The sequence below is a fragment of the uncultured Merdimonas sp. genome, from assembly GCF_963929015.1.
Classification (GTDB): domain Bacteria; phylum Bacillota; class Clostridia; order Lachnospirales; family Lachnospiraceae; genus Merdimonas.
In genome coordinates, this window is sequence record NZ_CAWVHE010000001.1 from 82,274 (window position 1) to 95,466 (window position 13,193).

Annotated in this window: 12 protein-coding genes; 1 reads left to right on the forward strand and 11 read right to left on the reverse strand. The window is 45.8% G+C overall.

What is annotated here, in order from left to right; translation table 11 throughout:
• Window positions 1-94: 94 nt before the first annotated feature.
• From ABGT54_RS00405 to ABGT54_RS00435, 7 genes are all read right to left on the reverse strand, one after another.
• Window positions 95-967 carry a LysR family transcriptional regulator gene (locus tag ABGT54_RS00405; RefSeq protein ID WP_346662343.1) on the reverse strand — a complete coding sequence of 291 codons (873 nt, stop codon included), beginning with the start codon at window positions 965-967 and terminating at the stop codon, window positions 95-97.
• Window positions 968-1,003: 36 nt separating this feature from the next.
• Window positions 1,004-2,020 (reverse strand): glycosyltransferase family 2 protein, encoded by a 1,017-nt coding sequence (locus ABGT54_RS00410; protein WP_346662344.1) that lies wholly within the window; start codon window positions 2,018-2,020, stop codon window positions 1,004-1,006.
• A gap of 370 nt (window positions 2,021-2,390) precedes the next feature.
• Window positions 2,391-3,917 carry a hypothetical protein gene (locus ABGT54_RS00415; protein WP_346662345.1) on the reverse strand — a complete coding sequence of 509 codons (1,527 nt, stop codon included), beginning with the start codon at window positions 3,915-3,917 and terminating at the stop codon, window positions 2,391-2,393.
• Window positions 3,918-4,121: 204 nt separating this feature from the next.
• On the reverse strand, window positions 4,122-5,369 hold the full coding sequence (locus ABGT54_RS00420; protein WP_346662346.1) for a 6-phosphofructokinase: 1,248 nt from the start codon (window positions 5,367-5,369) through the stop codon (window positions 4,122-4,124).
• Window positions 5,370-5,475: 106 nt separating this feature from the next.
• Complete coding sequence (locus ABGT54_RS00425) at window positions 5,476-5,637, reverse strand: hypothetical protein (protein WP_346662347.1); 162 nt, start codon at window positions 5,635-5,637, stop codon at window positions 5,476-5,478.
• A gap of 5 nt (window positions 5,638-5,642) precedes the next feature.
• The gene (glpK, locus tag ABGT54_RS00430) at window positions 5,643-7,142 is read right to left on the reverse strand and encodes a glycerol kinase GlpK (RefSeq protein ID WP_346662348.1); all 1,500 of its coding nucleotides are present in this window, start codon (window positions 7,140-7,142) and stop codon (window positions 5,643-5,645) included.
• Between the two features lie 5 nt (window positions 7,143-7,147).
• Window positions 7,148-8,062: an AraC family transcriptional regulator gene (locus ABGT54_RS00435; protein WP_346662349.1), complete on the reverse strand. Its 915-nt coding sequence runs from the start codon at window positions 8,060-8,062 to the stop codon at window positions 7,148-7,150.
• Between the two features lie 403 nt (window positions 8,063-8,465).
• Here ABGT54_RS00435 and ABGT54_RS00440 point away from each other — a divergent pair, with 403 nt between their 5' ends.
• The gene (locus tag ABGT54_RS00440) at window positions 8,466-9,017 is read left to right on the forward strand and encodes a DUF4234 domain-containing protein (protein WP_346662350.1); all 552 of its coding nucleotides are present in this window, start codon (window positions 8,466-8,468) and stop codon (window positions 9,015-9,017) included.
• Here ABGT54_RS00440 and ABGT54_RS00445 read toward each other — a convergent pair.
• The 4 genes from ABGT54_RS00445 to ABGT54_RS00460 all read right to left on the reverse strand — a co-directional run bounded on the left by ABGT54_RS00445 (window position 8,998) and on the right by ABGT54_RS00460 (window position 13,191).
• Entirely contained in the window at window positions 8,998-9,468 is a 471-nt protein-coding gene (locus tag ABGT54_RS00445; RefSeq protein WP_346662351.1) for a low molecular weight protein-tyrosine-phosphatase, read from the reverse strand. The genes ABGT54_RS00440 and ABGT54_RS00445 overlap by 20 nt on opposite strands.
• 160 nt (window positions 9,469-9,628) lie before the next feature.
• On the reverse strand, window positions 9,629-10,891 hold the full coding sequence (locus ABGT54_RS00450) for a tyrosine-type recombinase/integrase (RefSeq protein ID WP_346662352.1): 1,263 nt from the start codon (window positions 10,889-10,891) through the stop codon (window positions 9,629-9,631).
• Between the two features lie 86 nt (window positions 10,892-10,977).
• Window positions 10,978-11,181 carry an excisionase gene (locus ABGT54_RS00455; protein WP_009243293.1) on the reverse strand — a complete coding sequence of 68 codons (204 nt, stop codon included), beginning with the start codon at window positions 11,179-11,181 and terminating at the stop codon, window positions 10,978-10,980.
• 102 nt (window positions 11,182-11,283) lie between these two features.
• Window positions 11,284-13,191, reverse strand: a complete 1,908-nt coding sequence (locus tag ABGT54_RS00460; RefSeq protein ID WP_346662353.1) for an AAA family ATPase — start codon at window positions 13,189-13,191, stop codon at window positions 11,284-11,286.
• Window positions 13,192-13,193 lie beyond the last annotated feature (2 nt).

The following is a 13,193-nucleotide window of genomic DNA, read 5'->3' on the forward strand; positions in this document are numbered from 1 at the left end:
TACCTGTCTGCTATGAAAAACCATACGTTTTTCGTATATCTATGAAATAAAAAAAGCCACGGCACCAGCGTTTTAGCTGATGCCATGACCATTTTTAATATTCTTGGATTGTCTGTACGAAAAGAGACGCCGCCTGGGAAAACAGATGATTCTTTTTCCACAGGATCACGCTCCTTGTTGTGTGCTCCGGCAGGATCTGGCGAAAACAAAGGTCGGGATCCGCATGTATGGATAATGCACCGTCCAGACAGACTGCACAACCCATCCCGGCCTCTACCAGCAATGCGGCGTTAGAAAGAAGGTTGTAATAAACCGGAATATTCAGGTGGCTTTCCTCGCACTGCATCCAGTGAAGAACTTCATTTTTGGCATTCTCTCTCCCCGGCATGATCAGAGGATACTGCCGGATCTCCTCCACGGTTAAGGTTTCCTTTTCCGCAAGTTCGTGATCCTTTCTCAAAAGGAGTCCCCAGGTTTCTTTCTGGGGAAGCCTTACATATTCAAATTTTGCAGTATCGACAGGCTCCAGTACGAGCCCCAGGTCAAGCAACCCTCGTTCCAGCATCTCTTTGATGTTGTCCGCCATCCCATTATAAAGATCAAACTGGACATCCGGATATTTCTCACGAAATTCTTTCATGTAGAGGGCCAGCGCCCGGCAGCCCACCGCTTCTGAAGCGCCGATCCGGATGGTGCCGCAGACCACGTCTTTTTTGTCTTTAAAGGTATGTTCCAGCTTGTCCGAGAGTTCCACGATCATTTCCGCCTGCTGTTTAAAAAGGAAACCCTCATCTGTCAAAGTCACGGATCGTTTCCCCCGGATCAGGAGCGCCGTTCCCAGTTCGTCTTCCAACTCTATCAGCTGGCGGCTTAAGGTGGGCTGGGTGACATGAAGGATATCCGCAGCCCGTGTAATATTTCCTTCATCCGCTACCGTCAGAAAATATTTCAGCACGCGCAATTCCATATCCATCGCCTCCCATCACAGCTTTTTGCAAAGTTCCTAATTAAATCCCACCAGTCTTCTGGCTACAATGTAGGCCAGAGAAGAAATTTTCCTTCCGGGCTTTCCCGGAATATTCATGGTCTGTCCTAATATGCCATAACGGATCTTAAAGAAGACTTTAAAGTCTTTTTTCTTCAGATAAACCCAGAGATCTTTTTTCTTATCCAGATTCTCTTTCTTCTTGGAGCGGATCAGAAGGATCGAGGAAACCGTCATCATGATCGCCAGATAATTGATCATGTACGCGCGCAGTTTCTTGCAGGAAATCTTACTAAGATCATACATGTCGATCATGGATTTCGTCACAAAAATCTGCTGGTCCACCCGGCTAATCATCACCTTTTCATTTACCGACTGATCTTCCCGTCCAATGTAATAACGATAGAAATCCACATCCAGATAATAGAGTTTTCTTACGTGGGGCAGGGGGTAATATACATAAATGTTGTCCACATAAAACGTATGCTTCGGCAGCCTTAACTGGATCAGTTTCAGCAGGTCTGTCCGGTAGATCACGGAATGCATCAGAATATACTGGCCCAGATGGAAATGTCCGATGTCATCCCAGTGAAAGATCTCATCCTGGGGAAGCACATTGCGGTAATGGATACATTTCTTATGCTCCACGCCCACCTTTTCATACACATAATTGGAAACGAGCATATCGATCTCTTCTTCCTCGTCCTCCAGCCGGCGCAAAAGACCCAGAATCTTCTGCAGCGCCTCTTCGTCTACCCAGTCGTCGCTGTCCACAACCTTAAAATATTTGCCGGACGCAGATGCAAGACCAGAATTTACCGCGTCTCCGTGCCCGCCGTTTTCCTTGTCCACCACCCGGACAATCTGCGGATATTTTGCCTCATACTCCCGTGCGATCTTTAGCGTATCATCCTTGGAGCCATCGTTGACAACGATAATCTCCACATCTTCTCCGCCGGGCAGAATGCTCTCGATCGCGTGGGACATGTACTCCTGTGAATTGTAACATGGGATCGCAAACGATATATACTTCATCTCTCTGATTCCTTTCTTCATCTGTGTTTTTATAGTATATATCATTTTATCCGGTTTTCCAACGTATTAAATGTAAAATCCGTGTTTATTGTTCACAATTTGTTCATGTATCTTTCAAAAATCCTTCATCTATATAACACTATTTCTTCACAGCTGCCGCGTATACTATAACCATCAAAAGAAATCAAGACGGTACGCAGTAATGCTTTGAATAAACTTTTTCATAATACATGCCGGGGACTGAAGACTCAGTCACCCGGCATCCTCCCTTTTTATGGGGTTTTCGGGCTGCCGGGAAAAATCCGGCGCCCGTTTTATCCCTGCTGCAAGTACAGTAAAAATAACAGGATCAATAATTCCACAATGCTCTTCACTCTCCGACCCATACCTCTTCTCCTTCCACCCGGATTCCATATTCGTTTTTTAGATTCTGAAACTCACTGCTTTCTCCCAGGCCCGGATCAGCCGCCAGATATTCCCGGATCGTCTGTGCACAAACTCCCCGGTCAATGGAAAGGTCCTGACACAGAAGCCGGATATGCAGGATCTTAAAGCTTTGCTCCTGGGGCAGTACAGCTGCCGCACTGGCGGCAGTCTCCACCGCCTTGTCGATCCTGCCGCACTGTTCGTAGAGAGCGGCTGCTTTTTCATAATAGTCCTTCTTTTGTCCCGGATCTTCTTCCTGTTCCAGAATCCCCACATAGAATTCTGCTGCTTTCTCCGTCTCGCCGATCGCCTCGCAGGCGACAGCCATATCTTTCTGGATCTGCACTCTGGCCTCCTCCTCCAGAAGACCGCTTTCCAGACAGGCTTCCCCCAGCCGCAGGATTTCCCTGTCACATTCCCTGGTATCTGCAAACTGACAGCCACGGATCATACACAGGTCAAACTGAAGCCGGTCTTCCTTTGTCAGAGTCTTATCTATTTCTACAATCTCTTTCAGCTCCCTGATCTGTCCTGCCAGATTTTCTTTTTCTTCTCCGTCAGGCTCTTCCGGCGTCGTCAAATATTCCGCAAGCGTACTTAAAAGCTCTGCCTCTTTGTCTTCTTTACGGACCGGTTCCAGCACTTCCAGAACCTTCCCGTAATCCTTTAGCTCCAGAAAATATGCAAGCGCCAGACGTACCCTCTCCCTGCCCGCAGCAAACGCATCCGCGGGCGCGGCTGCAGGCTCTTCCCTGGTCTGGGCCTGAGAGACCTCTTTTTCGGAAGAGGCGAAAAACCCTTCTTTTACAACGGCAGACAACAACAGCAGAACAGCTGCCGCTGCCAGCGCCTTGCGCCCCGTGTTTCCCGGATCCGGCCTTTTCCGCTCCCGGTCGTTTATTTCTTTTTGTTTCTTACAGGTGGGAATATATTTACGCGTCTCAGAAAGATTCTGAATCTGTTTTTTAGATGTTATTCTCAGACAATGAGAAATAAACTTTTGAAGTTTCGCCACGTCCTGTCTTCCAAGGGGCGGATCCGCCTCGGACATGGCCAGAAGATACTGCACCGTCTTTCCCATACCGTAGGCGTCCAGCGCAACCGACGCTCTGCGGTAATACGGTTCTCCAGGCGGCAGAAAATGTTCCCTGATACTTTTCCTTCGCATCAGCCTTAGCAGATCTTCATTGGATCCGGCCCCCAGATCTGCCAGGTATAAAATCCCTTCCTCCGATATGATCATACTGTAGGGATTCACATATTGATAGCAGGGATGATTCCTGCATTTATGCAGCTGCTCCAGTTGTCTCTGGATACTGCTGATCCATTCCAGGATCTGTTCCCGGGAAAGATATGGCTGATATTTCAGCTGCAGCGCCATAGGCCTTCCCCGTACATATTCTGAGCTGATATAACAGCCCTGGCCGTGCTCAATCAGACGCAGTACGTCATAACCTTCTTTTCCTGCCAATTACGTCACCTCTTTTTCCTATTGATTGATTTTGCGGGAAATTTTGTAAAGACAGATTTTTTGAAAAAATATAGATCGATCCGTTTTTGAAACTTATCAGAATTGCTTTTAGAGTAATTTATATATTACTGGATTTCCGTGAAAAAAACAAGTAAAAAATACAGGCGGAAGAAAAATCCTCCGCCTGTACATTTTTGCATATTTTTATCTGTGGCTTAATTCCTTCGGCGCATACAGATGTCTCGGGATACCGTCTACCATGACCGGAGACACGTCTCCCTGGATCAGCGGACGTACATAGGAAATAAACTCATTGGTTACATAGGTGCCGTCTGCGTTCACCCATTCTCTTGGAACCAGTTTCTCGTCATTGGCGATCTTATGTACATCTTTCACTTCTGTTCCGCACTGATACGGATCATCGGACAGCCTCTGAAGAACTACCATCTTGCCGGAATCTCCCTCGTCAGCCGCTTTTACTGCCGCGCCGCCTACCTGGTATGCTTCCAGGATATCTACGCGGGATGCAGTATGTGAAGCGGAACGCTGCAGGGTGCTAAGCTCAATAGCCCGGGTCTTGCATCCATGCTCTCCGGCGATAAAGCTTGCCAGATAGGATGCAGTTCCGGATAACTGTTTGTGGCCGAAAGCATCTACAAAGTCGATGCTGTTGCCCAACTCGCACACATAAGTTCCATCGAGTGTGCGGATGCCTTCAGATACGGCGATCACAATAGACGGTTTCTCTGCGATCAGTTTCTTCACTCTGTCGCTGAATTCATGAATGTCAAACGGGATCTCAGGCAGGTAGATCAGGTCCGGTCCTTCGCAGTCCTCACCTCTTGCAAGTGCGGAAGCTCCGGTCAGCCATCCTGCATTTCTTCCCATGATCTCTACGATGGTCACGATACCTTTCTCATATTCCAGACAGAATCCGTCGCGGATGATCTCTTTCATAGAGGTTCCGATATATTTGGCCGCACTTCCGTAGCCCGGTGTATGGTCTGTCAGCGCCAGATCGTTGTCGATCGTCTTGGGGCATCCGATAAATCTGGTAGGATGTCCGGTAATGATCGCATAATCGGATAATTTTTTGATCGTATCCATGGAATCATTTCCGCCGATGTAGATAAATGCCTCGATATCCAGCTTATCCAGTATCTCAAAGATCTTCTCATACACTTCCCGGTTCTCATGGATCTCCGGCAGTTTATAACGGCAGGATCCAAGGAACGCAGCCGGTGTTCTCTTCAGGAGCTCTGCATCCAGCTCTGTCTTGATATGGTCTGCAAGGTCAATATATTTTTCCTCCAGAAGTCCCTGGATGCCGTGAAGCATGCCGTATACCTTGTTGGCTCCACGATCCTTGGCTGTACGGTAAACGCCTGCAAGGCTTGAGTTAATAGCGGCAGTCGGTCCTCCAGACTGTCCTACGATAACATTTCTTTTCATAGTATTTCTTTCCCTTCCTTCTTTCAAATTGCGTCGATATTACTATATTAGTATATTGTGGCAAAAAAGTCCACCAAAACAATTCTTTTTTATGCAGTTTTACAGATTATTTGCCTTCATTTTCCGAAAAGGAAACATTCTCCTGCGCGCGTGCATATCCGCGCATACATCCGTTTCCGTCTACATTTACCACTTCTCCGTCTTCCACCGTGGCGGTCATCAGACAGCCATTCCGGCAGCCTGTACAGGTCATTTTTATCTTTTCCATCCTGATTACTCCTCTTCTTTTGCCCAGTGATAAGAACAGCGCACTGCCTTATTCCAGCCTTTGATCTTTTGCTTTCTCTCTTCTTCTCCAATAGCCGGTTCAAACACCTGATCTATGGCCCAGTTTGCTTTTACCTCTTCTCTGTTCTTCCAGTACCCCACTGCAAGGCCCGCCAGATAGGCGGCTCCCATGGCTGTAGTCTCAATGCACCGGGGACGCTTGACCGGCGCGCCAATGATATCCGCCTGGGTCTGCATCAGGAAGTTATTGGCGCTGGCCCCTCCGTCCACCCGCAGGGACGTAAGAGAGATCCCAGAGTCCGCCTCCATGGCTCCAAGCACATCATTGACCTGATAAGCCAGGGACTCCAGCGTTGCCCGGATGATATGATATTTGTTCACACCGCGGGTGATGCCAACAATGGTGCCTCTGGCATAAGGATCCCAGTGGGGCGCTCCAAGGCCTGTAAATGCGGGAACCACATAGCAGCCGTTCGTATCCTTCACCTTGCCCGCCATATATTCCGAGTCTGCTGCAGAATCAATGAGACGCATCTCGTCCCTGAGCCACTGGATGGCTGCCCCGGCCACAAAAATCGAACCTTCCAGGGCATACTCCACTTTCCCGTCCAGTCCCCAGGCGATGGTGGTCACCAGCCCGTTTTTAGAAAATACCGGCTGTTCTCCCGTATTCATCAGCAGGAAGCATCCCGTACCATAGGTGTTCTTGGCAGTTCCCGGATGGAAACACACCTGTCCGAACAGGGCGGACTGCTGATCTCCTGCCGCGCCGCCGATGGGAATCGGCCCGCCAAAGTAAGACGGATCCGTCTCGCCGTACACACAGCTGGAAGGCATGGCCTCTGGCAGCATGGCTTTCGGAATCTGCAAAAGATCCAGGATCTCCTGATCCCACTCCAGAGTATTGATATTAAAGAGCATGGTCCTGGAAGCATTGGAGTAATCCGTCACATGCACTCTGCCCTTCGTCAGCTTCCAGATCAGCCAGGTTTCCACGGTGCCAAATAAAAGTTCTCCTTTTTCCGCTTTTTCTCTGGCTCCTTCCACATGATCCAGGATCCACCGGATCTTTGTCCCTGAAAAATATGCGTCGATGATCAGCCCCGTCTTTTCCCGGATCATGTCCGTATAGCCCTGCTCCTTCAACCGGTCGCAGTATCCGGCTGTCCGCCGGCACTGCCAGACAATAGCCGGGCACACCGGTTCTCCGGTATTTTTGTCCCATACAATGGCAGTCTCTCTCTGATTAGTGATCCCGATGGCTGCAATATCTGCGGCTGTAGCTCCGATCTTGCTCATCGCTTCTACTGCCACCCCCAGCTGTGTGGACCAGATTTCATCCGCATCATGCTCCACCCATCCGGGCTGCGGAAAATACTGCGTAAACTCTTTTTGTGCTACGCTGAGGATCTCTCCTTTTTTATTAAACAGGATGCAGCGGTTACTGGTCGTCCCTGCATCCAAAGCCATAATGTATTTTGACATCATCATCACCTCTTTTGATTGTTCAGCTTCAGGCTGGTCTTTCGCCCAAGTCCGGCCAGCTCTTCCTCACTGGCGACAGCGGTTCGTTTTTCTTCCTGCCTCCTGCGCCTGCGATATTCGGTAGGCGTCATTCCGTTTTCCTTTTTAAATGCCTTGGAAAAAACAAGACAGCTTCTGTAGCCGCAGGATTCTGCCACCTCTTCGATAGACAGATCTGTCAGAGCAAGCTGTTCTCTTGCCTGGGAAATCTGAAATTTCGTCAGAAAATCCTTTGGTGACATTCCCAGATTGTCCTTAAAAATGGTATAGAGATAGCTTCTGTTTACATTCATATGTCTGGCAATATCCATCACGTTCAGGCCTTTGGAATAATGATTGCGGATATAGGTCACGGCTTCCTGAATGTAATTATTTTCTTTGGAAATATCCACACAGGAATCTATCACTTCATCCTCTGTCAGCGCAGAGAAAAATTCATAGAGCTTTCCCTGCAGATAATAAAGATTTGCCACCGAAACTTTTGTATGCTTCAGCATTTCCAGCACAATCTTCTTCAGTCGCTCCCCATCTCGATACCGAAAGATCAGCTGGTCTTCATTCAGACCAATGTTTCGGATATGCTCTGTTGCAGCATAGCCGCCCACGCCTACCCACAGATAACTCCAGGGCTCTTGTACATCCGCCTGATAAAAAGTCAGCGTTTCCGGCTCGATCAGGAACCCCTGCCCCGCAGACAGCTGATATTTCCGTTCTCCTACCTGGTAGGTTCCCTTTCCTTCCAGAATATAGTGAATGATATAGTTTGGGCGCGTGGCAGGGCCATAACTGTGACAGGGCTTACACCGGGCATAGCCGCAATGCAGCAGGTGGAAATCGCGAAACTTAGGTTCCACCAGTTCTAAAACATATGAATCTTCCATACCATTTCCTCTCATGCTACCAGATCATTTGCCTCTATCATACTCAGATTTTCTGCAAGAATCAAGCGGCCGTCACTTTTTCCTTATGATTTCTTAATACCCATTTAAGAAATTTTCGTTTTCTTTTAGGGATTTAACATACTTTAGACATAATTGTCTTTTATAATATGAGTCAGATAGTTGAACAAGACGTCAACTATCTCCCCCTCATAAAGTAACTGCACCGGGGGAAATTCCCCGGTGCTGCACTTTCTCTCTCATTCCTTTAGATAACTATAACGACAACGGTAAAAACCCCGGCCAGCCACCGGGGTTTTTGCTGTTTATGGGAGGATATTGTACTCTCCCCTCTTTTATGATATGATGAGGAAAAATTCTTTTATGACTACAAAGGAGGTACCCCATGAAATATTGTCCATATTGTGGAACGCAAAACGAAGATACCGCTTCTGTCTGCCGGGAATGCAAAAAAACGCTTCCTGACAGCAGTCAGACAAACCAGAATCAGCAGCAGGAATACAGACAGGAGTATCATTATCAGCAGAATTACCAGCAGCAAAACTATCAGGGATACAACGGGCAGCCACAGTACAGCGGGCAGCCCGCCGGCGGACAGACCGGCATCACATCCCGCAACATTGCTCTGTGCGTCCTTTTTTCCATTATCACCTGCGGCATCTATGGCATCTACTGGATGATCATGATCAATGATGAAGTAAATGTGCTTGCCGGTGAACCGGAAGCTACGTCCGGCGGCATGGTCTTTCTTTTCAGCCTGATCACCTGCGGCATCTATGGTCTGTACTGGCTGTATAAAATGGGAGAGCGCTGTGACCGGATCAAAGGAAATCCCTATGGCAATTCCGGTATTTTATTCCTGGTCCTCGGCATCTTCAGCCTTAGCATTATCGCTTACTGCCTGATCCAGGATACCATCAATAAATCTGTGCAGTAAGCTTATCCAGAAGACCTTCGCAGCCCTCTTTTACATCCCGATAGGTAACATCAAAATTACCGGTGTACCAGGGGTCTGCGATCTCTTCGCCCGCGCGGGCTGTAAAATCCAGCAGCATGCAGATTCTGCCGTCCGGATCTCCGCCGGCAATACGCTGCATGTTGCGGATGTTCCATTCATCCATACCGATCAGATAATCGTAAGTCTGATAATCTTTTTTTGTCATCTGCCGCGCCCGGTGGGGCAGGACGGGCACTCCAACCTCCTGCATCTTGCGGACTGTCCCGTGATGGGGCGGATTGCCGATCTCTTCCCGGCTGGTGGCCGCGGAGTCGATGTGAAACCGGTCCGAAAGGCCGGCTTTATTTACCATATCCTGAAAAACAAATTGTGCCATGGTACTGCGGCAAATATTGCCGTGGCAAATAAATAGTACCTTTATTTTCTCCATTTTATCTCCTCATATCCTCTCAAAGCCTTATAAATACTGGCTTTTCAGCCTTTGTGCATTTTTTACTTGAAAGGTTCTTTTTCTTATAAATTCTTGTATTTTCTCATGTTTTTTCGGGCATTTGTGGTACAAATGGGTTATTTTTAAAGTCCCAAATTCCTTATGAGATAAGGCTTACATGAGTTGTTTGTGCATGTTTTTGGGTTATAAACTTTTTCTTTTCCAGTTCATCCCTTGCTTCTTTTAATCTGGCAAGTTCTTTCTTTGCATCATCATAGCCGGTATGCGTATAAATATTAAGTGTTACAGATACATCTGAATGCCCCATCAGATATTGCAGTGTCTTTGGGTTCATCCCTGAATTGGCCATATTTGTACAATAAGTATGCCTGCATATATGTGGAGTAACTGGCGGCAATTGCAACAAATTCTCACGATTATATTTTTCTCTTGCATGCTGCATGTACTTTTCCCAATGAAGTGCAACCATTGGCCTTCCATTCTTGTCCAGAAACAGAAATCCTCCATATCCATCCACCATCGGCTCACGTTTTGGTTTCCTTCTATTCTTCAAGATTCGAAGAAATGCTTCTTTTACATCCGCTTCCATTGGAAGTAACCGCGTACCACTTGTTGTCTTTGTAGATACGATGATATACTTCATTTCTCGAGTTCTTTGCAACTGATGATTCACATTGATAATATCTTCTTTAAAGTCCAAGTCTTTTACAGTAAGTCCACAAATTTCAGATATTCTAAGACCTGTCTTGAATAAGATATAAAATGCATCATAATACTGATTATAATGCGGATCATTCTTTACAAAATCAAGAAATTTAGTTTCATCTTCCGGAGAAACAGCTTGTCTTTTCTGACTGTCATTAACAAGTACTGTACCTAATTCAAATCCAAATGGATTTTTTAGAATCAAGTCATCATCCACAGCCATTTGAAAAGCAGGTCTTAAAACACCTCTGATGGAATGAATGGAACTATATCCTCTACCATCTCTTTGTAGTTTTATCAGAAAAATCTTTGCGTCAGAAAGTTTCACATCATCCACTTTCTTATAAGCGAATTCTTCCTTTTTCAATACATTCACCACAAATTTGTAATTCGCTAAAGTATTATGCTTTACTCCTGTTTTCAGGGAAAGATATCGTTCCACAAGTTCAAGCACTGTAATGTTACTTCCTGTAATCCCTTGCATCTGTAAGGACTGAACTTTTCTTTCTTTTTCCCTGAGAGAAAGATCTGCCCGTTTACCTTCCGGCATCTTATCTGCTTCTGTCAATCTCCAACTATATAATATTTTACACTTACCAAGTGAATCTGTATATTTATAGCGGTAACGTCCACTTGGTTCCTGCCATTCTCCTTGCTGGAGAACTCTGCCTTTATCATCACGTCTCTTTGAAATCATATCCTACCTCCAAGGGGACGCAACATGATATTGTTAGTATATCATGTAACCCCTAATTCGAACACCTCCTTCTTTTAAATTTCATTTTATATCGCACTGAGTGTATCAATAAATTTTTCAAATCTTGTTCGTTTTATCTGTACACGATTCCCATTCCAAAGCAAATACTCTGCATTTGGATTGTCACTGACTAACTTACGAAGCTTTCCTTCTCCAATACGAAAATAGGATGCTGCCTCTTCAATGGATAATGTATACTTCTTCCAATAAGGTATATCATAACTTGTCATTTGTATGCCTCCTTCTATTATCTTTGTTTTTGACATTGGCGGCTGGCAAAGGTATCTATAAAGACTGCCAATGCCAAAGTATTTTTTTGCCAATGTCATCTTTTATTCTGTGATTAACGCAACTGTTTTTCTTCCCTGACACCAGTCATAGCTTAATCTACTTTCCAATTGCTTTCTTACATCTCTTCCTGTTCTGGAAGAAATCCCATAGGCTAGTAGTTCTGCCTCTAATTCTTCTAAACACATTACTTTCCGTTTGGTTAATAACTCCAGGATCAATTTCTGTGCCTTTTCCAGTTTCGTTTCCTTTTTCGTTCCTGCTTTCCCCATCAGCAGATCTTCAATGGATATATCGTATTCTCCTAACCATTTTAAGCCTTCTTCTCCTAAAGAAAACGCTACCGGATTTTCCTTCTTAGCAAGAGAATCCTTTTGCTGATATACCACTCGGATATCCTGTTCCTTCTCTTTTTCCACCTTTTCTACAAATAAGATGCTTCGTACTGCCGCTGCGATATCAATGGATCCCAGGGAACGGTAATCGCTCTGACTTCCCGACGACTTATTCAAATGTCCAATGAGAACAATGGCACATCCAGTTCTCTCTGCAATCGTACTGAGATGCCGGAATAATGGCCGTATCTCATTGGCCCGGTTCATATCCACATTGGCTCCCAGATAGGCCTGTATGGGATCCATGATCATGAGGCGTACATTGTTCTGGCGGATGGCTTTTTCAATCCGATCGTCCGTCATAGAAAGCTGTTTTTCTTCTTCATTGATGAATCGCACCCTTGTCATATCTGCACCACATTTTGCTAATCTAGGCTTAATGGTATCTGCTATCCCATCCTCTGCTGTTTGATACAATACATTAAAGGGTTCTATGGGAAGTGCATTGGGAAGTTCTTTTCCATTCGTACAGTATGCGGCGATTGCCATTGCAAGCCACGTTTTTCCTTTTCCCGGATTCCCCTGGATCAAAGTAACCTTTCCAAAGGGAATGAATGGATACCATAACCACTGGACCACCGTTTCCTCAACCTCCGACATCTTCATGACCGGAACTGGTTTTTCCCTGGCATCTCTCCAACACATCTGCTTTGCCATATTTTCTACCGGAACTTCTGCTACCAGACATTCATTCCAGTCTTTCTTCACCGGTTCTAATCGGTACACACTCAGTTCCTCCGGAATAAGAGAAACAAACTGCCTGCATCTCTCATTTCCAGGCTCATCATTATCCAGACACAAGTAGATGGAATGGATATGAGGATATTCTGTATACATCCGTTTCATTGCTTTTTCACTCAATCCTCCTAGGGAAATATAACTATGCTTTTCCCATTCTTCCGGAACTGCAGTGATATAAGACAAAAGATCAATGGGGGATTCAAACACAAACAGTTTTTCATCCGTTCCTATATGGCCAAATCCATAGGCTTTTTCCGAACCTTTTGCCTCCCCACGATATCGGTTCTCATCGGTTCCCCGCATAGCTGCATATCTAGGATTCACTTCTTTGTCTCTTCCGACGAATACCACATTGTGATAGTTTTTACTTTCATAAATATCCCCCTTTGCAATCATCTGATCTATCAGCCATTCCGATAGTTTCCTCTGCTCAATGAGATACTTCCTTGCAATCTCACAGCTTTCATTTCTTTCTGGCAATTCCAATCCAGGCAAGGGGATGGGGCAGACCTTCTGTCTGCCTGCATCTTCCTTGGCCGTTCTTCTGTTGGTTTCTCCAACTCCCTCTTCTCCTAATAATTCTTTGACTGCCTCTGCAAAAGAAAGACCGTAAAATTCTTTCATAAAATCGATGGCATGACCACCTTTATTCTGACTAAAACGATACCATTCGTTCTTGTTGATCATCACACTGTCATGTCGCAACCATCGGTATTCCTTCCCACATCGTTTGAACTGTTCTCCTCTCCCAGAAAGAAAAACATATAAATCAGTATCATCTGCTCTTTGAATCTGTTCTCTTGTATATTCTTCCATCT